The sequence below is a fragment of the Actinomycetospora aurantiaca genome, assembly GCF_037401875.1.
Taxonomy (GTDB): Bacteria; Actinomycetota; Actinomycetes; order Mycobacteriales; family Pseudonocardiaceae; genus Actinomycetospora; species Actinomycetospora aurantiaca.
This window is the reverse complement of record NZ_JBBEGN010000005.1, coordinates 113,257-131,389: the sequence shown is the minus strand read 5'-3', so window position 1 is coordinate 131,389 and position 18,133 is coordinate 113,257. Positions and strand designations below refer to the sequence as shown.

The following is an 18,133-nucleotide window of genomic DNA, read 5'->3' as shown; positions in this document are numbered from 1 at the left end:
AGCAATGCTAGCAATCGGGCAGGACGTCCAGGAGACGTTCGCGGAGGCCGACACCCCGGTCCGCGAACTCCTGCTGGGCCTGCGCGTACTCGGCCTTGCCGTCCGCCGTCTCGATGGGGACGGGCATGTAGCCGTGGTCGGCGAGGTCGTAGGGGGAGGCGCGCATGTCGAGGACGCGGACGTCGCGGGCCAGCTCGAAGCAGTCCAGCAGCAGCTCGCCGGGCACGAGCGGCCCGAGCTTCGTCGCCCACTTGTAGAGATCCATCGTCGCGTGCAGGCACCCCGGCTGCTCCAGGTCGACCTGGCGCTCACGGGTCGGCGTCTCGACGTTGCGCGGCGCGGCCTCGGCGGTGAAGAAGCGGTAGGCGTCGAAGTGCGTGCACCGGATGCGGTGGCTCTCGACCACCGCGTCGGTGCCCGCGCCGCCGAGTCGCAGCGGAACCGCGTGCCGCGTGTCGTCCGCCCGGTAGACCATGGCCCACTCGTGCAGTCCGAAGCAGCCGAGGTGGGGCGCGCGGGAGGCGGTCGCGGCGAGCAGGCCGCGGACGAAGGCGACCGTGGCGGGGCGGATCGTCGCAGCGTCGACGTGGCTGCCGTCGGGGGAGTAGTGCCTCCATCCGGCGCGGTCGCTGTCGATCAGCGTGACGCCCGGTCCGGGGTGCCACACGCGCAGCCGGTTCGGGCGGGTCGGGTAGTAGGTGAAGAGGAAGTCCTCGACGGGGTGCGACTCGTGCCGTGCCCGCCGCGCCCGGTGCGAGGCCGTCAGCGCGTCGGCGCGCTCGGCGTGCGCCTGCGCGCGGGCCCGCCAGGTGGAGGCGTCGAGGTGGAGCATGGCGGCTCCAGCGTGCCAGGTTGCCGACGGCGGGTGGATCGGCGCGTCCGCCGTCCCGACGAGTGCGACAGGAAGCAGGCTCCCGGTCCGCGGGACCTGCGCGGTGTCGCACTCGCGGCCGGCCGGCCCCTCACGCCTCGGCCGGGCCGGGGCGACGACGGCGCCGGACGAGCAGCACGGTCTCGCGCACCGCCATGACGGCCGCGAACGTGCCGAACACGACGCCGAGGACGGTGCTGTCCAGCGCCAGTGCGAGGAGGGCGCCGACGACCGTGCCCGGTGCGGCCGCGAGGCCGACGAGGTTCGCGATCCGGATGTCCGCGGTGCCCTGCCGATGGTGCGAGAGGCCGCCGACCAGGCAGTTCGGCAGGAACACGAACAGCGACGTGCCCGCCGCGGTCTGCAGGTCGACGCCGAAGAGCAGCACGAGGGCGGGGACGGCCAGCAGCCCGCCCCCGAGACCCATGGCGCCCGCCCACGCCCCGACCACCAGCCCGACCACCACCGACAGCACGGCCACGAACCACCCCGTGGCCAACAGGTCGGCGGGCACCGCGGCGGCGCCGCCGAGCGGGTCGAGGCCGGCGGCGTCGAGGGAGAGCTTCACCGCGGTGAGCACCAGGATCCCGATCAGCAGCACCCGCAGGAGGGTCTCCGAGGCGCGGGCCACCAGCTTCGCGCCGTAGAAGCCGCCGACGGCCCCGCCGACGAGCATGCCGACGCCGGCGTGCAGGTCGATCGTGCCGCCGACGAGCCAGTAGACGAGGGCGCCGGCCGCGCACACCCAGGTCGCGGCGAGCGTCGACGTGCCGTGCACAGCCGGCCGCGAGAGGGAGGTGTACTGCGCCAGCGCCGGCACCGTCAGGACCCCGTTGCCGCCGCCGAGCAGCCCGCCGACGACGCCGCTCGCGGCGCCGATCCCCAGCAGCCGCCCGTCCCGCTCGCCCACGATCCTCCCTGGTACACCTGGTGCGGTGAGCGATCTTCCCGACGCCGGGTCGGTTCCGGCGGCCGAGGTCCCCGAGGTCTCCGAGGTCCCCGAGGAGCCCCGGCGTCCCGAGGAGCGTGCCACCGGGATCGGGTCGCTGCCCGGTGTCGACCACCACGAGGCGGCCCGGGTGGTGGTCGGGGAGCTGCCGGGCTTCCCGCACGTCGCCGAGCTGCCCGACCGCGGGGTCGGCGCCGACATGGTCGGGCGGGCCGCCGCACTCCTGGTCGACCTGGCGGTGGAGGTGCGGCCGTCGGGCTACCGCGTGGCGCAGCGGCCGGGGGCCCAGCACCGCCGCGGGGTCGACCTGCTCGCCCGCGACGTCGACGCGCTCGACACGACGATCGGCGAGACCGGTGCGGCGCCGCGTCGGGTGAAGACGCAGGTCGCGGGGCCGTGGACGCTGTGTGCCGGGGTCGAGCTGCGCAGCGGCAACCGGGTCCTGACCGACCGCGGGGCGGTCGCCGAGTTCACCGCGAGCCTCGCCGAGGGCCTGCGCGGGCACGTCGCCGAGCTCGCGCGCCGCACCGGGGCGGGCGTCGTCGTGCAGATCGACGAGCCCACGCTGCCCGCGGTGCTCGCCGGCTCGCTCCCGACCCCGAGCGGCTACGGCACGGTCCGGTCGATCGCGGGCGCCGAGGCACGCGCCGGGCTCGCGGTGCTGGTGGACGCGGCGCGGGAGGCGGGGGCGGTGGAGGTCGTGGCGCACTGCTGCCACCCGACGCCGCCGCTGGCCCTGCTCGGGGCCACCGGCGTGGACGCCGTGGCGGTCGACCTGCTCGCCCTGGACCGTGCCCCCGCGGTGCTGGACGCGCTCGGCGCCCTGTGGGACGCGCCGACGGAGCTCTGGCTCGGGCTGGTGCCCGCGCTCGGCGAGGGGCCGGCCGCCGGGGCTACCGGGGCCGCCGGGCTCGCCGGGCTCGCCCGGCCGGCGCTCGACCTCGCCGACCGGCTCGGGTTCGACCGGGCGCGGCTCGCCGACCGGGCCGTGGTCACGCCGACCTGCGGCCTCGCGGGCGCGACGCCCGCGGGGGCGCGCACCGCGATGGCCCGCGCGGTGGAGCTGGCGTCGGCGTTCGCCGACCCGCCGTCGTCCTGGTGACCCGGAGGAGGGGACGCACGCGCTGAGCGGGCGTGGGTGTCGGACCCCGCCGCTACTCTCGGCCCCGTGACCAGCGAGACCCCCGTGTCGACCACCCCGGACGTGCCGGCCGACGCCCAGGCGCGGCACAAGGAGCTGGCCGAGCTCGTCGCGGACCACCAGTTCCGCTACTACGTGCTCGACGCGCCGATCGTCACCGACGGGGAGTTCGACGAGCTCTTCGGCGAGCTGCAGGCCCTGGAGGAGCAGCACCCCTCGCTCGTCTCGCCCGCCAGCCCCACGCAGCGGGTCGGCGGCGGGTTCTCCACCGACTTCGTCGCGGTGGACCACCTCGAGCGGATGCTCTCGCTGGACAACGCCTTCGAGCCCGAGGAGCTGCGGGAGTGGGTGCTGCGGGTGCAGCGCGAGCTCGACTTCCCGTCCGAGGAGCTGCAGTACCTCTGCGAGCTCAAGATCGACGGGCTCGCGGTCAACCTGCTCTACGAGCGCGGCCACCTCACCCGGGCGCTGACGCGGGGCGACGGGCGCACCGGTGAGGACATCACCCTCAACATGCGCACCCTGGCCGACGTGCCCACCGAGCTGACCGGCACCGACGCGTTCCCGGTGCCCGAGCTCATGGAGGTGCGCGGCGAGGTCTTCTTCCGGGTGGAGGACTTCGAGGAGCTGAACGCCGGCCTGGTGGCGGCGGGCAAGCAGCCGTTCGCCAACCCGCGCAACTCCGCGGCGGGCAGCCTCCGGCAGAAGGACCCGCGGGTGACCGCCACGCGGCCGCTGCGTCTGATCTGCCACGGGCTGGGGAAGCGCCGCGGGTTCACCCCGGAGCGGCAGTCCCAGGCGTACGACGCGCTCGCCGCGTGGGGCCTGCCGGTCTCCACGCACACCCGGGTGCTCCACGGCGTCGACGCCGTCATCGAGCACACGCGCTGGTGGGGCGAGCACCGGCACGACGCCGAGCACGAGATCGACGGTGTGGTGGTCAAGGTCGACGACGTCGCGCTGCAGCGCCGCCTCGGGTCGACGGCCCGCGCGCCCCGCTGGGCGATCGCCTACAAGTACCCGCCCGAGCAGGCGACCACCACGCTGCGCAACATCAGCGTGAACGTCGGCCGCACCGGCCGGGTGACCCCCTTCGCGGAGATGGATCCGGTCCTGGTCGCGGGGTCGACGGTGTCACTGGCCACCCTGCACAACGCCGGCGAGGTGGAGCGCAAGGGCGTCCTGATCGGCGACCGGGTGATCATCCGCAAGGCGGGCGACGTGATCCCGGAGGTGCTCGGGCCGGTCGTCGACGCGCGCGACGGCAGCGAGCGGGCGTTCGTCATGCCCACGCACTGCCCGGAGTGCGGCACCGAGCTGCGGCCGATGCGCGAGGGCGACAAGGACCTCCGGTGCCCGAACTCCCGGTCCTGCCCCGCCCAGCTGCGGGAGCGCCTCTTCCACGTCGCCGGGCGCGGGGCGTTCGACATCGAGGTGCTGGGCTACGAGGCGGCCACGGCCCTGCTGGCCTCGGAGGTGCTGCACGACGAGGGCGACGTGTTCGCGCTCACCGTCGAGCAGCTCGAGCAGGTGCCGCTGTTCCGGACGAAGGCCGGCGCCCTGTCCGCGAACGGGCGCAAGCTGCTCGCCAACCTCGACGCCGCGAAGCACCGGCCGCTGTGGAAGGTGCTGGTCGGGCTCTCGATCCGGCACGTCGGGCCGACCGCCGCGCAGGCGCTGGCGCGGCACTTCCGGTCGGTGGAGGCGATCGACGCGGCGAGCGAGGAGGAGCTGGCCGCGGTCGACGGCGTCGGTCCCACGATCGCGGCCGCGGTACGCGAGTGGTTCTCGGTCGACTGGCACCGCGAGGTCGTCGAGAAGTGGCGGGCCGCGGGGGTCGACCTCGCGGAGGAGGTCGACGAGTCGGTGCCGCGCACCCTCGAGGGCCTGTCGGTGGTGGTCACCGGGTCGTTGCCGGAGTTCTCGCGGGACGAGGCCAAGGAAGCCATCCTCGCCCGCGGCGGGCGGGCGGCGAGCTCGGTGTCGAAGAAGACGGCGTTCGTGGTCGTCGGCGACGAGCCCGGCTCGAAGTACGACAAGGCCGTCGCCGCGAAGGTCCCGATCCTCGACGAGGACGGGTTCCGGGTGCTCCTGGAGCAGGGGCCGGACGCCGCGCGGGAGGTGGCGCAGACCCCGCCCGACGCCGACGGCGAGGAGTAGACCGGGCTGCGGCGCAGAGTGACCGCCGCTGTGGCGTCCGGGTGGGATCCGGGGAATTGCGTGCAGACGCACGTGCAGACGTTGCCGTCGACGCCCAGGAGGTTGAAGACTGTACGCAGTCGGGGCCGAACGGCCGTCCGTGTGAGGAGCCCGGGAGGGAGGTGCCGTCGCCGTGCTGCAGTGCTGCCCGAACGGAGCCCGCCCGGCCGACGTCTACCCCGCCGTCCCGATGACCCCCCGGCACCTGGCGCGGGACGCCCGGGCCGTGGCCGCGCTCGGCGTCACCAGCTTCCACGTGCACCCGCGCGACGTGGACGGCCAGGAGAGCCTCGACCCCGGCCCCATCGGTGCGGTCGTCTCGGCGATCCGGCAGGCCGCGCCGTCGATGGAGATCGGGGTGACCACCGCCCGGTGGGTGGAGCCCGATCCGTTCAAGCGCACCGAGCTGGTGCAGCAGTGGGCCCGCCTGCCCCACCACGCCCGTCCCGACGTCGCCTCGGTGAACGTGCACGAGCGGGGCTGGGAGATCGTGTGCGAGGCGCTCGACCAGGTCGGGATCGGCATCGAGCTGGGCGTCTGGACCACCGGTGACGCGGTGCAGCTCAAGCTGGCCGGGGTACCCAGCGGCACCGTGCGCGTGCTCGCCGAGGTCACCGTCACCGATCCGGAGACCGCGGTCGCCGAGGCGGTGCGGATCCTCAAGGCCCTCGGCCCGATGGACGTCCCGATCCTGCTCCACGGCGAGGAGGGCGGGGCCTGGCCGGTGCTCGACTACGCGCGCCGCAACGACCTCGACACGCGCATCGGGTTCGAGGACACGCTCAAGGGCCCGGACGGCACCTGGCTGGCCACCGGCAACGAGGAGCTGGTGCGCTACGCCCTCGGGCAGGCCGTCAGCCCGCGGCTCGCCGAGCGGCGCCGCGCCGGCTGGGCCTCGAACCTCGGGGGGTTCGGCCTGCGCGGCCGGCCCGACCACCGCCGCTGACCACCGCGGACCCGCGACGGCGACCCGACCCTCACCCCGTCATGGTGGCGACGATCCCGGCCAGGTGCGAGAGCCGGGCCAGCTCCGACGGGCGGAAGCCCGGGCCGCCGGGCCGTCCCACCACGAGCGCGCGGTCCGAACGCCCCAGCGGGGCCGCCGCCAGCTCGGTGTCCAGGTCGGTCCACGCCGAGGGGACCGTGTGTCCCGCCGACGGGTCGAGCACCGCGGCCTTGACCAGCGGGAGCCACGGCAGCGTCTCCGCCTCCGTCTCGGGGGCCGCGGAGCTCGCGGCCACCCGGTGGACGCGGGTGCCGCCGTCGCTCCAGACGTCGCCGGTCGAGGCCTCCACCACCAGGGCCCAGGCGGAGCGGAAGATGCGGGGCACGGCATCGACGAGCAGCCGGATCCCGTCGTCGGGGGCCGCGGCGACGCTCTCCACCAGCTCGAGCTCGCGGGCGGTGTCGAGCGGACCGAAGAACGGGCGGACCGACTCCACGACGACGTCGCGCACCGACTCCGCCGCGGTGATCAGCACGTCCGGCGGGCGCGCCGAGGGCAGGTCGACGACGAGGTCGTCGACCGCCTGGCCCTGGTGGCGCTCCACCACGTCCACGCTGAGGATGTCCGCTCCCTCGACCCCGAGGGCCGAGGCGACCGCGCCGAGGGTGCCCGGGCGGTCGGGGAGCACCACGCGCAGCAGGTAGGTCACGCCGCCTCCGTCCTGGACGAGGGTCGTCGGGGGAGCGGGCACGCCGACGAGCCCGGCGAGACGCCGTCGCCGGGCGCGGCGAGTGTGCCAGTCCAGCGGCGCCGGGGCGACGGGGCGGCCGCAAACCGCGTCGAGGGCGGATCCGTACGGCGCCTAGGATGGATACCTCCGGCCCACGGCCGCTCCCGACACGGAGGATCATGTCCGACATCACGCGCGCGGACGTCGCGCACCTGGCCCGCCTGGCCCGTCTGGCCGTCACCGACGACGAGCTCGACGTGTTCTCCGGCCAACTGGACGCGATCCTCGACACCGTGGGCCGCGTCTCCGACATCCCCGACGACGTGCCGCCCACCACCCACGTCGCCCCGCTGACGAACGTGCTGCGCCCCGACGAGCCCGCGCCCAGCCTGACCCGCGAGGCCGCCCTCGCCGGCGCGCCCGAGGCCGAGGAGGGCCGCTTCCGCGTGCCGCGCATCCTGGGGGAGTCGCAGTGAGCGAGCTGACGCGCCTGTCCGCCGCCGAGATCGCGCGCCGCGTCCAGGCGCGCGAGCTCTCCTCGGTCGAGGTCACCCGGGCGCACCTGGACCGCATCGAGGCCGTCGACGGCTCGCTGAACGCGTTCCTGCACGTCGACCGCGACGGGGCTCTCGCCGCCGCGGCCGCGGTCGACGACGAGATCGCCGCCGGCACCGTCCGCGGCCCGCTGGCCGGGGTGCCGGTGGCGGTCAAGGACAACATGGCCACCGCCGACATGCCGACCACGTGCGCGTCGCGGATCCTCGAGGGCTGGCGTCCGCCCTACGACGCGACCGTGGTGACGCGGCTGCGCGAGGGCGGGCTCGTGCCGCTGGGCAAGACAAACCTCGACGAGTTCGCGATGGGCGGCTCCAACGAGAACTCCGCCTTCGGCGCGGTGCGCAACCCGTGGGACGCCTCCCGCGTGTCCGGGGGGTCCAGCGGCGGGTCCGCCGCGGCCACGGCCGCGGGCGAGGCGCCGCTCGCGCTCGGCTCGGACACCGGTGGCTCCATCCGTCAGCCCGGCGCCTTCACCGGCCTGGTCGGGGTGAAGCCCACCTACGGCACCGTCTCGCGCTACGGGCTGGTCGCCTTCTCGTCCTCGCTGGACCAGATCGGCACCTTCGGCCGCAGCGTGCTGGACGCCGCCATGCTGCACGAGGTGATCGGCGGACACGACCCGGCTGACCAGACCTCGATCGACGCCCCGCTGCCGCCGGTCGTCGAGGCCGCGCTCGCGGGCGCGCGCGGCGACCTCGCGGGGGTCCGCGTGGGGGTCGTCTCCGAGCTCTCCGGCGAGGGCAACCAGCCCGGGGTGCTCACGGCGTTCACCGACGCGGTGCGGGTGCTCTCGGACCTCGGGGCCGAGGTCGTCGAGGTGTCCTGCCCGTCGTTCACCTACTCCGTCCCGGCCTACTACCTGATCGCGCCGAGCGAGGCCTCGTCGAACCTGGCCCGCTTCGACGCGATGCGCTACGGCCTGCGGGTCGGCGACGACGGGACGCGCTCGACCGACGAGGTCATGTCGCTGACCCGGGAGACCGGCTTCGGGCCGGAGGTCAAGCGCCGGATCATGATCGGGACGCACGCCCTCTCGGCCGGCTCGTACGACGCGCTCTACGGCAAGGCCCAGAAGGCCCGCACCCTGATCGTGCGCGACTTCGCGGCCGCCTTCGAGGACTGCGACGTGCTCGTCTCGCCGACCGTCCCCACGACCGCGTTCCCCATCGGCGACCGCGTGGACGACCCGGTGGCGATGTACCTGGCCGACCTCTGCACCATCCCGGCGAACCTCGCCGGCAACGCCGGGATCTCGGTGCCGTGCGGGCTCTCCGCGGACGACGGGCTGCCGGTCGGACTGCAGGTCATGGCACCCGCCCTGGCCGACGACCGGGCCTACCGGGTCGCGGCCGCCTACGAACTGGCCCGGGACACGTCGTCGGGGACGCCCTTCGCCGCCACCATCCCGGACCCCGTCGTGTTGGAGAACGCATGACCAGCACCGTCGACGCGGCGCCGTACACCGTCGAGGAGGTCTGCGAGCGCTTCGACCCCGTCATGGGGCTCGAGGTGCACGTGGAGCTGAACACCGCGACGAAGATGTTCTGCGGCTGCCGCAACGAGTTCGGCGCCGAGCCGAACACGCACGTCTGCCCGGTGTGCCTGGGCCTGCCCGGGTCGCTCCCGCGGGTCAACGCGCGCGCCGTCGAGAGCGCCGTCCGGATCGGCCTCGCCCTGGACTGCCAGGTCCGCGAGCGCAGCGGCTTCGCCCGGAAGAACTACTTCTACCCGGACATGCCGAAGAACTTCCAGATCTCCCAGTACGACGACCCGATCGTCTTCGACGGCCACCTCGACGTGCCGCTCGACGACGGGACGACGTGGCGGGTGGAGATCGAGCGGGCGCACATGGAGGAGGACACCGGCAAGTCGCTGCACATGGGCGGCGCGACGGGCCGCATCCACGGTGCGTCCTACTCCCTGCTCGACTACAACCGGGCGGGCGTCCCGCTGATCGAGATCGTCACCCGGCCGATCGTCGGGGCGGGCGTGCGGGCGCCGGAGATCGCGCGCGCCTACGTGTCGGCGCTGCGCGACGTCATCAAGGGCCTGGGCGTCTCCGACGTGCGCATGGACCAGGGCTCCATGCGTTGCGACGCGAACGTGTCGCTGATGCCGAGGGGCACGACCGAGTTCGGGACGCGCACCGAGACCAAGAACGTCAACTCGCTGCGCTCGGTGGAGCGCGCCGTGCGCTACGAGATGGGCCGGCACGCGGGGGTCCTGCTCTCCGGCGGCACCATCACGCAGGAGACGCGGCACTTCGACGAGCAGTCCGGGACGACCTCGGCGGGGCGGCCGAAGGAGACCTTCGCCGACTACCGGTTCTTCCCCGAGCCCGACCTCGTCCCGATCGTGCCGTCCACCGCGTGGATCGACGAGCTGCGGTCCGGACTGCCGGAGCGGCCGTGGGAGCGGCGCGCCCGGATCCAGACCGAGTGGGGGCTCTCCGACGAGGAGCTGCGCGACCTCGTCAACGCGGGCGCCCTGGACCTCGTCGCCGACACCGTCGAGGCGGGTGCCCCGGCGGAGTCGGCGCGCTCGTGGTGGGTGTCGTACCTGACCCAGCAAGCCAACACGGCCGGGGTGGAGCTCGCCGAGCTGGCGATCACGCCCGCGGACGTGGCCCGGGTGATCGCGCTGGTGGCCGAGGGGACGCTGACCAACAAGCTGGCCCGGCAGGTCGTCGACGGTGTGCTCGCGGGGGAGGGCGCGCCGGACGAGGTCGTGGCCGGTCGGGGCCTCGCGGTCGTGAGCGACGACTCCGCGCTCACCGCGGCGGTCGACGAGGCGCTGGCGGCCCAGCCCGCCGTCGCGGAGAAGATCCGGGCGGGCAAGACGAAGGCCGCGGGCGCGATCGTGGGTGCGGTGATGAAGGCGACCCGGGGACAGGCCGACGCCGCCCGGGTGCAGTCGCTGGTGCTGGAGCGCGTGGCTGCCGGCGGGTAGCCGTCGCACGTCCCGCCCCTGAGCGAAGGGCCCCCTCGGTCGACCAGGTCGATCGAGGGGGCCCTTCGCTCGTCCGGTGGTGATCACCGGTCGTGGTGGCCTGTTGCCGACGGTGACGGAGACAACCTTTTTCGACGCGTCGTGATCGATCCGTAACCGGACGAAGGCTCACCCGTTGGAGTCTGCGAAGAACGGTTCGTAGCCGGCAGTCCGGTCGGGTCAGTCCTTGATCCGCCGACCGGCTGTACACCCATACACCGATAGGAGGAGGCCTTCGCATGGGCGCACATCACGCTCCCCACGCTCCCCACGTGGCGTCCCAGGCTGCTCGCCTCGCCGGACGGGGCGCCTTCACGGCCGCCGCCGTCATGGCCGTCGCCGGGGGCACCGCCTCGATGGCGTTCGCCCAGGAGGCGCCCACGGCCCACGAGGTCCAGGGCACGCTCGCCGACGGCGCGCACGAGCTCTCACACGGCGCCCAGAAGCTCGACACCGACTCCGTGAAGGGGCACGGCGAGAAGCTGCGGCACGAGGCGAAGGACGTCGCGGCGTCGCTGAAGGAGTCCGCGCCGAGCTCCTCGCTCGAGAAGCTGCCCGTCGCCGACATGGTCGCCGACACCGGGCACGCGGTCGACCACGCGAAGAACGACGCCACGCACGCGAAGCACAACTGGAGTGCCGCCGCGCAGGACGGCCTGACGGCGGACGAGGTCCGCGAGCAGGTCGGCCTCATGGGCGACGACGTGGCGCACGCCGCGGACAACGGCCGCAACGACCTCGCGCACTGGGGCGGCAAGCTCTCCTCGGCGGCGCCCGCCGGGCTGGACAGCGTGCTGTCCTTCTCCTAGTTCCACCGCCTCCCCGCGGCGGTCGGCCCTCCCCGACCGGCCCGCACGCGGGGCGGGTGCCGGGTCTCCCCGTCCGGCACCGTGCGGCGGTGCGGACGTCGCACCCCTCCCGACCGACTCCGACACGGTCGGCGGGGTGACGGCGCCCCGCCCGTCCGCTCCCCGAACCCACGGCTCCGTGATCCCCCCGCTGCCCCGGGAGGGACACGGGGCCGTGGTGCGTCCGGAGGTGGACGCCCTCTACTCGGCGGTCGGTCGACGACCGGTACCGCCGTCCCGCGCCCCTGACAGGTCCGACAAGCCTAGTGACCTGGACCACTCTCCCGGACGATGGAAGACGTTGCCGGGTCGAGACCGGAGCGTGCTCCGTGTTCGGCCCAGTGCCTCCGGGGCAAGCGGCTCAGTGTCGAGATTCTTTCGCGAATTGCCGACGGCCGAACGAACCACCATTTCCGCGCAATTGCCGACGCGTTCCGGGTCTTCGTCCCCGGGTTTACCCGAGGTGGTTCAGGTCTGAACGGCCGAACATTCTGCGCAGGACATCGCCGGTGTCGCCACAATCGATCACGACTTGTAGGGTCCGCCCCCTCCGGGTCGGATCTCGGGGATCGGGTGACGTTTGGAGGCGACGAGTGTCCGGGAAAGAACTCGACGACGCGCGAGGTATCGTGCCCACGCGCCCGATCGGAATGCGGGGTAAGTGCTGATGGGTGGCGCGAAATTGGTCCTCGCCGTCGTGGGCGGCTATCTGTTGGGCCGGACCAAGAAGATGAAGCTCGCGATCATGCTCGGCGGGGCCCTCGTCGGGAAGAAGATCCCGACCGACCCGACGCAGCTGCTCGCGGCCGCGTCGAAGCTCGTGGACGCCTCGCCGGAGCTCAAGCGCCTCGACACCGCCGTGCGCGGCCGGCTGCTCGAGGTGGGCAAGGAGGCGGCGATGGCCGCCGCGAGCTCACGCATGGAGTCGCTCACCGACAGCCTCGTGAGTCGCGTCGAGAACCTCGGCAAGCCGGCGGCGGGCGCGGCCCAGGCTGCGGGTCAGGCGGCCGGCCAGGCCGGTGGCGCCGTCGGTGACACGGTGACCGAGGCCGGCGGAGCCGTCGGGGAGACGGTCGGCCGCACCGGCAAGGCCGTGAGCGGCGCAGCCGGATCCGCGGGGAGCGCGGCGAAGGGTCTCGGGCGGCGCGGCCGTCGGCGACAGGCCGAGCAGGACGAGCCGGACGTGGTCGACGAGGCGCCGGTCGACGAGGACCTCGAGGACGACCTCGACGGTGACGACGTCGACGAGCTCGACGCCGGGACCGAGGACGGCGACGCCGCCGGTGACCCGGCCGACGCCGACGACACCGAGGCCGAGGCCGCCGAGGTGGCGCAGGACGACGCAGGGTCGGAGAGCGACGACGCTCCCGTCACGGACCAGGAGCGGCCGCGACGAGCCCGCCGCGCACCGTCGGGCGGGTCCGGGTCGACGAGCAAGCCGGCCGTCCGCGCCACCGCGACGTCGGGGTCGTCGGGCAGCCGTTCCGGGACGGCGAAGTCGGGCACGTCCGCCCGGTCGGGCTCGGCGTCGAAGTCGGGGGCCGCGACCAAGTCGGCCTCCTCGGGCAACGGGCGGACGGCCTCCACGGGCCGCTCGTCGCGCACGTCGTCGGGGAGTGGCCGCTCGCGGTCGGGCGCCACCGCCTCGTCGGGCCGACGGACGAGGGGCAGCGATGACTGAGACCGCGACGAGCAGCACCAACGGGACGAGCGCCCCCGGGTCGATCGCCGACGCGCTGCCGACCGACCAGTTGAAGGACGCGGCCCAACGGCTGGTCTCGGCCCTCGTCGGGAAGCTCGGTGAGGCCGCGCTGAACCAGGTGGAGGGTCTGGCCGATCGGCTGGCCGACGTCGCCGAGAACGGCGGCGTGGGGCTGACGAGCGCCCTCGGCGGCGGAGCGTCCGCGCTGCAGGGCGAGAGCCCGGTCAAGGGCGCGCTCAGTGCCGGAGCCGGCGCGCTGAAGGACCGGGTGACCGGCGCCCTCGGCAACGTCATCCCCGGCCTCGGCGGCTCGGACGACGATGACGACGACTCCGACGCCGAGGGCGGCGGCGGGTCGGGCGGCGGCGGCGCCAAGGGCGCCCGCGGCAAGTTCAAGTTCATGAACATCTTCGAGGCCCAGGACGTCGGGGTCCCGCTGCGGCTGGCCTACGACCAGTGGACGCAGTTCGCCGATTTCCCGAGCTTCATGAAGAAGGTCGAGAACGTCGACCAGTCCTCGGACGAGAAGGTCACGTGGCACGCCAAGGTGTTCTGGTCGAAGCGTTCGTGGGAGACCACGATCGTCGAGCAGATTCCGGATTCGCACATCCTCTGGGTGTCCTCGGGGCAGAAGGGGCGCGCCGACGGAATCGTCACCTTCAGTGAGCTCGCCCCGAACCTCACGCGGATCGTGCTCATCATGGAGTACTACCCGCAGGGATTCTTCGAGAAGACCGGAAACATCTGGCGGGCGGTCGGCCGACGGGCGCGGCTCGAGTTCAAGCACTTCTGCCGGCACGTGATGATGGATTCCCTGGTGAATCGCGACCAGATCGAGGGCTGGCGCGGCGAGATCCGCGACAGCGAGGTCGTCAAGACCCACGAGGAGGCCCTCGAGGAGGAGCGCGCGGCCGAGGAGGAGGACTACGACGGCGAGGACGTCTACGACGAGACCGACGCCGACGACGAGTTCTCCGAGGAGCCGTCCGACGACGAGTTGGCCGAGGACGAGCCGGCCGAGGACGAGTTGGCTGACGATGAGGTGGCCGAGGACGAGCTCGACGAGGACGAGCCCGTCGACGAGGACGTCGTCGAGGACGAGGACGACGACCTCGTGGAGGGCGAGGAGCTCTCCGACGACGACGGGGACGACGCGGACGACGGGGACGACGACGGCGGCGGCCGCCGGCGCTCGGGTCGGGGTCGCGGACGCGGCCGCCGTCAGCCGGCACCCGCCTGACCCTCGACGCCCCTCCGGGTGCAGCAGCGCGCCCGGGTCACGGACCAGTTGGTGCAAGGAGGCAACGTGACCGTCAGCCAACGTCAGGGCGGTGGGGTGCAGAAGGCCCCCCAGGGAGGCCTGGCCGAGGTCCTGGATCTCATCCTGGACAAGGGCCTGGTGATCGACGCCTTCGTCAAGGTCTCGCTCGTCGGGATCGAGCTCATCACCATCGACGCCCGCATCGTGGTCGCGAGCGTCGACACCTACCTGCGGTTCGCCGAGGCGACCAACCGCCTGGACCTGCACGCCAAGGGCGGCAAGGACCTCGGCGAGTTCATGGGCAGCATGACCGAGAACACCATGCAGGGTGGCGCCAAGGGCAAGACGAAGGGCGTCCTGGACGCCGGCAAGGAGAAGTGGGACGAGCTCCGCGAGGAGCGCCGTTCGAGCCGAAAGCAGGAGCAGTGAGCGAGGCGCCGGAGCAGGACTCCGGTGAGGAGCGCATCGGCTCGTACGTCTATGGGATCCTCCGGTCGGGGAAGCGCATCCCGGACGGCCTGGAGGGGATCGACACCGGCAGCGGCAGCGGGGAGTCGGGCCTGGGGCTGGTCAGCTCGGGCCCGATCGCCGCCGTCATCAGTGACGTCGCGGTCGACCGCCCGCTGGGCACCCGGCAGCACCTGCTCGCTCACGAGCGGGTGCTGAACGCGATCGCCACCGACCTGCCGGTGCTGCCGATGCGGTTCGGGGCGGTGCTCACCGATGACGACGCGGTGCGCGAGGAACTGCTCGACCCGCACCGGGACTACTTCGCCCGGGCACTCGACGACATGGCCGAGCTCGTGCAGTTCTCCCTGCGCGGCGACTACGACCAGGACGTCGTGCTGACCCGCATCGTCGAGGAGAACCCGTCGATCCGGGATCTGCGCGAGCGGATCAGCGGGATGGACGAGGACAGTTCCTACTACGACCGCGTCAAGCTCGGCGAGGCGGTCTCGCAGGCCATGGACGCCATTCGGGAGTCCGACGCGCAGGCGACCGTGGACGCCCTCGCCCGCTTCGCGGTGGCGACCGTCGTTAAGGAGGTCAGTGGCGAGACCGGTGCGGTGCACGTCGCGTTCCTGGTGCGCCGGGACCACCGCACGGACTTCGAACGGGCCGTGGACGACCTCGGCGACGAGTGGGCGGGACGGGTCGAACTGCGCCTGTTCGGCCCGACGGCGTGCTTCGACTTCCTGCCGGAGTACGACGTGCCCGACGGGGAAGCGCAGCACGGCGGGGACGGGGGCTGAGCCGTGGGGCTCTTCACCGAACTCCTCCTGCTGCCGCTGGCCCCGGTGCGTGGCGTGGTGTGGGTGGCCGAGCGGATCGAGGAGCAGGTGGACCACCGGCTCCACGATCCGGCGGTCATCCGCGCGCAGATCGACGACCTCGACAACGCCTTCGAGCGCGGCGAGATCACCGAGTCCGAGCGCGACGCCCAGCAGGACGTCCTGCTGGCCCGGCTGACGGGTCGCGAGCCCGGAGCGGGTGGTCCGTGAGCGGCACGCAACGCTCCCGCCGCAACCCGCTCGAGGAGTCCGACCGCCGCCGCCGGCGGCGGTCGGGGACCTCGGCCGACGACGAGCGGCCCCGTCGCCGTCGTCGGGCCGCGGTGGAGGTCGAGGTCGAGGCGGACGCCCCGACGGACCAGGAACGGCCCCGCCGTCGGCGGGCCGCCGCCGAGGCGGAGGTCGACGCGGAGGTCGAGGCGGAGGTCGACGTCGAGGCTCCCACCGATCAGGAGCGACCCCGCCGTCGGGAACGGTCGAGGAAGGCCGACCCGGAGCCCGAGGACGAGGTCGAGGACGACCTCGACGAGGAGGACGACCTCGACGAGGACGACCTCGACGAGGACGACGAGGACCTGGACGACGTCGAGGACGAGGACAAGGACGAGGACGAGGACGAGGACCTCGAGGACGAGGACCTGGACGACGAACCCGAGCACGAACCCGAGCCGGAGCCCGAACCGGAGCCCGAACCCGAGCCGGAGTCGGAGCCCCGTCGTCCGAAGAAGGTCCCGACGCGCGTGGTCGCCCGGTGGGCGGCCGAGCAGGTCATGGAGATGACCGGCAAGGAGTCGGAGAGCGTCACGTCCGTGCGGCGGGACGAGGACGGGTGGACCGTCGGCCTCGAGGTCGTGGAGAGCAAGCGCATCCCGGACTCGACGGACCTGCTCGCGATCTACGAGGTCGAGATGGACGCCGACGGCGAGCTCGTCGGCTACAAGCGGGTGTCCCGGTACACCCGCGGACGCGGCGACGACTGAGAGGAGGCCCCATGAACGAGCCGGTCCGGTGGACGGGCTCGATGCCCGCGGCCAACGGCCGTCAGGGCCCGGAGACCGTGCGGCAGCCGGGAGGCACCGACCTCGCGGACATCCTGGAGCGGGTGCTCGACAAGGGCATCGTCATCGCCGGGGACATCCAGATCAACCTGCTCGACATCGAGCTGTTGACGATCAAGCTCCGTCTCGTCGTCGCGTCCGTGGACCGGGCGAAGGAGATGGGGATCGACTGGTGGGAGCGCGACCCGACGCTCTCCTCCGGCCGCGGTGAGCTGGAGGAGGAGAACGAGCGGCTGCGGGAGCGGATCGCGGCCCTCGAGGAGGCCCAGAGCACCCGGGCGCCCGCCCGACGCCGCAGGCGGCCCGCCGCGCAGGAGGAGGAGGCATGATCACCTACCTCTACGCGGTCGGTCGCGACCTCGGGACCCTTCCCGACGTCGGGTCGGGCGGGGTCGGCGGCGGGGAGCTGCGGCTGGTGGCCGAGGCAGGACTGCAGGCGGTGGTCTCGGACGTCGAGCGGGAGGCCTTCGAGGACCTCGACGCCCAGCAGGAGGACCTCACCTGGCTGGCCGCGGTCGCGCGGGCCCACCACGGCGTGGTCGAGGCGGTCGGGCGGGAGCACGCGATCGCCCCGCTCGCGCTCGCCACGGTCTACCTCGACGACGACCGGGTGCGCTCGGTGCTGCGCGAGAGCCGGGAGGGCTTCACCGCGGTGCTGGACCGGATCACCGGGCGCGACGAGTGGGGCGTCAAGGCGTACATGCGTCCGTCGGGTGCATCGGGCGGGTCGGGGTCCGCTGCGGAGCGGCCCGCCTCGGGGGCGGCGTACCTGCGGGCCCGACGCACGGCGCTGCGCGAGGGCGACGCGGCCGTCACCGAGGCCGAACGGGCCGCCGACGAGGTCGATGCCGCCCTGGCCGCGATCGCGATCGAGTCGCGGCGCCACCCGCCCCAGGACCGGTCGCTCACCGGTCGCACCGAGCGCATGGTGCTCAACGGCGCCTACCTCGTCGACCGGGCGTCGGCGGAGGACCTCCGGGCCCTGGTCGACCGGCTCGCCGAGGGCACGCGACTGGACCTGGAGCTCACCGGCCCGTGGGTGCCCTACTCCTTCGCCGGGGGTGGGGCATGACCGTCGAGCACCGGGAGACGTCGCTGTTCGGCGACCGCGAGGTGGCGCTGGTCGACCTGCTCGACCGGCTGCTCGCGGGTGGGGTGGTGCTCACCGGGGACCTGACGATCTCCCTCGCGGGCGTCGACCTCGTCCGCGTGTCGCTGCGGGCGCTGATCACGTCGATCTCGCCGGCCGAGCCAACCGTGCCCCTCGCCGTGCCGTCGGAGCGGGTGGGCGATGGCTGACGACCCCAACCGCATCGAGATCGACAAGGACGCGGTGCGGCGCGACCTCATGAAGCTCGTCCTGACGATCATCGAGCTGCTCCGCCAGCTCATGGAACGCCAGGCGATCCGGCGGGTGGAGAACGAGGACCTCACCGAGGAACAGGAAGAGGACCTCGGGACCGCGCTGATGCACCTCTCGGATGCCATGGACGAATTGACCGAGCAGTTCGGGCTGACCCCGGCGGACCTGAACCTCGATCTCGGTCCGCTGGGATCCCTGCTGCCCCGGGACCGCTGAGATGCCCGGGA

20 protein-coding genes are annotated in these 18,133 nt (G+C 73.5%); 17 read left to right on the top strand and 3 right to left on the bottom strand.

What is annotated here, in order from left to right:
* Positions 1 to 7: 7 nt before the first annotated feature.
* Together WCD74_RS12840 and WCD74_RS12835 are read right to left on the bottom strand one after the other, a co-directional pair.
* Entirely contained in the window at positions 8 to 832 is an 825-nt protein-coding gene (locus WCD74_RS12840; RefSeq protein WP_337695227.1) for a 3-methyladenine DNA glycosylase, read from the bottom strand.
* A 130-nt stretch (positions 833 to 962) separates the two neighbouring features.
* Positions 963 to 1,781, bottom strand: coding sequence for a TSUP family transporter (locus tag WCD74_RS12835; protein WP_337695226.1), 819 nt, complete (start codon positions 1,779 to 1,781; stop codon positions 963 to 965).
* Positions 1,782 to 1,806: 25 nt separating this feature from the next.
* On the opposite strand from WCD74_RS12835, the gene WCD74_RS12830 reads away from it, so the two are divergent.
* From WCD74_RS12830 to WCD74_RS12820, 3 genes are all read left to right on the top strand, one after another.
* Positions 1,807 to 2,922, top strand: coding sequence for a uroporphyrinogen decarboxylase/cobalamine-independent methonine synthase family protein (locus tag WCD74_RS12830; RefSeq protein ID WP_373696073.1), 1,116 nt, complete (start codon positions 1,807 to 1,809; stop codon positions 2,920 to 2,922).
* 66 nt (positions 2,923 to 2,988) lie between these two features.
* Positions 2,989 to 5,121 (top strand): NAD-dependent DNA ligase LigA, encoded by a 2,133-nt coding sequence (gene ligA, locus WCD74_RS12825; protein ID WP_337695225.1) that lies wholly within the window; start codon positions 2,989 to 2,991, stop codon positions 5,119 to 5,121.
* 172 nt (positions 5,122 to 5,293) lie between these two features.
* A complete protein-coding gene (locus WCD74_RS12820; RefSeq protein WP_337695224.1) occupies positions 5,294 to 6,106 on the top strand; it encodes a 3-keto-5-aminohexanoate cleavage protein in 813 nt (270 codons plus the stop codon).
* A 31-nt stretch (positions 6,107 to 6,137) separates the two neighbouring features.
* Here the strand turns inward: WCD74_RS12820 and WCD74_RS12815 are convergent, their stop codons facing one another.
* Positions 6,138 to 6,815, bottom strand: a complete 678-nt coding sequence (locus WCD74_RS12815) for an ACT domain-containing protein (protein ID WP_337695223.1) — start codon at positions 6,813 to 6,815, stop codon at positions 6,138 to 6,140.
* 200 nt (positions 6,816 to 7,015) lie between these two features.
* Between WCD74_RS12815 and gatC the strand changes: the two genes are divergently transcribed.
* The 14 genes from gatC to WCD74_RS12745 all read left to right on the top strand — a co-directional run bounded on the left by gatC (position 7,016) and on the right by WCD74_RS12745 (position 18,122).
* Positions 7,016 to 7,312 carry an Asp-tRNA(Asn)/Glu-tRNA(Gln) amidotransferase subunit GatC gene (gene gatC / locus WCD74_RS12810; protein WP_337695222.1) on the top strand — a complete coding sequence of 99 codons (297 nt, stop codon included), beginning with the start codon at positions 7,016 to 7,018 and terminating at the stop codon, positions 7,310 to 7,312.
* Positions 7,309 to 8,829: an Asp-tRNA(Asn)/Glu-tRNA(Gln) amidotransferase subunit GatA gene (gene gatA, locus WCD74_RS12805; protein WP_337695221.1), complete on the top strand. Its 1,521-nt coding sequence runs from the start codon at positions 7,309 to 7,311 to the stop codon at positions 8,827 to 8,829. Before gatC ends, gatA begins: the two co-directional genes overlap by 4 nt.
* Positions 8,826 to 10,343, top strand: coding sequence for an Asp-tRNA(Asn)/Glu-tRNA(Gln) amidotransferase subunit GatB (gene gatB / locus WCD74_RS12800; RefSeq protein ID WP_337695220.1), 1,518 nt, complete (start codon positions 8,826 to 8,828; stop codon positions 10,341 to 10,343). Before gatA ends, gatB begins: the two co-directional genes overlap by 4 nt.
* A 311-nt stretch (positions 10,344 to 10,654) precedes the next feature.
* Positions 10,655 to 11,191, top strand: a complete 537-nt coding sequence (locus WCD74_RS12795) for a hypothetical protein (RefSeq protein ID WP_337695219.1) — start codon at positions 10,655 to 10,657, stop codon at positions 11,189 to 11,191.
* 706 nt (positions 11,192 to 11,897) lie between these two features.
* Positions 11,898 to 12,911, top strand: coding sequence for a hypothetical protein (locus WCD74_RS12790; protein ID WP_337695218.1), 1,014 nt, complete (start codon positions 11,898 to 11,900; stop codon positions 12,909 to 12,911).
* Positions 12,904 to 14,172: an SRPBCC family protein gene (locus WCD74_RS12785; protein WP_337695217.1), complete on the top strand. Its 1,269-nt coding sequence runs from the start codon at positions 12,904 to 12,906 to the stop codon at positions 14,170 to 14,172. The genes WCD74_RS12790 and WCD74_RS12785 overlap by 8 nt, the downstream gene beginning before the upstream one ends.
* Positions 14,173 to 14,238: 66 nt before the next feature.
* On the top strand, positions 14,239 to 14,622 hold the full coding sequence (gvpJ, locus tag WCD74_RS12780) for a gas vesicle protein GvpJ (protein WP_337695216.1): 384 nt from the start codon (positions 14,239 to 14,241) through the stop codon (positions 14,620 to 14,622).
* Positions 14,619 to 15,446 (top strand): GvpL/GvpF family gas vesicle protein, encoded by an 828-nt coding sequence (locus WCD74_RS12775; protein ID WP_337695215.1) that lies wholly within the window; start codon positions 14,619 to 14,621, stop codon positions 15,444 to 15,446. Before gvpJ ends, WCD74_RS12775 begins: the two co-directional genes overlap by 4 nt.
* A 3-nt stretch (positions 15,447 to 15,449) precedes the next feature.
* The gene (locus WCD74_RS12770; RefSeq protein ID WP_337695214.1) at positions 15,450 to 15,695 is read left to right on the top strand and encodes a gas vesicle protein GvpG; all 246 of its coding nucleotides are present in this window, start codon (positions 15,450 to 15,452) and stop codon (positions 15,693 to 15,695) included.
* Entirely contained in the window at positions 15,692 to 16,465 is a 774-nt protein-coding gene (locus WCD74_RS12765; RefSeq protein WP_337695213.1) for a gas vesicle protein GvpO, read from the top strand. The genes WCD74_RS12770 and WCD74_RS12765 overlap by 4 nt, the downstream gene beginning before the upstream one ends.
* A gap of 11 nt (positions 16,466 to 16,476) precedes the next feature.
* A complete protein-coding gene (locus tag WCD74_RS12760; RefSeq protein WP_444876342.1) occupies positions 16,477 to 16,872 on the top strand; it encodes a gas vesicle protein in 396 nt (131 codons plus the stop codon).
* Complete coding sequence (locus WCD74_RS12755) at positions 16,869 to 17,615, top strand: GvpL/GvpF family gas vesicle protein (protein WP_337695212.1); 747 nt, start codon at positions 16,869 to 16,871, stop codon at positions 17,613 to 17,615. Before WCD74_RS12760 ends, WCD74_RS12755 begins: the two co-directional genes overlap by 4 nt.
* Complete coding sequence (locus tag WCD74_RS12750) at positions 17,612 to 17,842, top strand: gas vesicle protein (RefSeq protein ID WP_337695211.1); 231 nt, start codon at positions 17,612 to 17,614, stop codon at positions 17,840 to 17,842. Before WCD74_RS12755 ends, WCD74_RS12750 begins: the two co-directional genes overlap by 4 nt.
* Complete coding sequence (locus WCD74_RS12745) at positions 17,835 to 18,122, top strand: gas vesicle protein K (protein ID WP_337695210.1); 288 nt, start codon at positions 17,835 to 17,837, stop codon at positions 18,120 to 18,122. The genes WCD74_RS12750 and WCD74_RS12745 overlap by 8 nt, the downstream gene beginning before the upstream one ends.
* Positions 18,123 to 18,133: the final 11 nt, after the last annotated feature.

Bases quoted from the DNA above. Each gene is read 5' to 3' on its own strand.
- WCD74_RS12840 (WP_337695227.1), bottom strand. From the start codon at position 832: ATGCTCCACCTCGACGCCTCCACCTGGCGGGCCCGCGCGCAGGCGCAC.
- gatC (WP_337695222.1), top strand. From the start codon at position 7,016: ATGTCCGACATCACGCGCGCGGACGTCGCGCACCTGGCCCGCCTGGCC.
- gatB (WP_337695220.1), top strand. From the start codon at position 8,826: ATGACCAGCACCGTCGACGCGGCGCCGTACACCGTCGAGGAGGTCTGC.
- WCD74_RS12790 (WP_337695218.1), top strand. From the start codon at position 11,898: ATGGGTGGCGCGAAATTGGTCCTCGCCGTCGTGGGCGGCTATCTGTTG.
- WCD74_RS12785 (WP_337695217.1), top strand. From the start codon at position 12,904: ATGACTGAGACCGCGACGAGCAGCACCAACGGGACGAGCGCCCCCGGG.
- WCD74_RS12760 (WP_444876342.1), top strand. From the start codon at position 16,477: ATGAACGAGCCGGTCCGGTGGACGGGCTCGATGCCCGCGGCCAACGGC.
- WCD74_RS12755 (WP_337695212.1), top strand. From the start codon at position 16,869: ATGATCACCTACCTCTACGCGGTCGGTCGCGACCTCGGGACCCTTCCC.
- WCD74_RS12750 (WP_337695211.1), top strand. From the start codon at position 17,612: ATGACCGTCGAGCACCGGGAGACGTCGCTGTTCGGCGACCGCGAGGTG.
- WCD74_RS12745 (WP_337695210.1), top strand. From the start codon at position 17,835: ATGGCTGACGACCCCAACCGCATCGAGATCGACAAGGACGCGGTGCGG.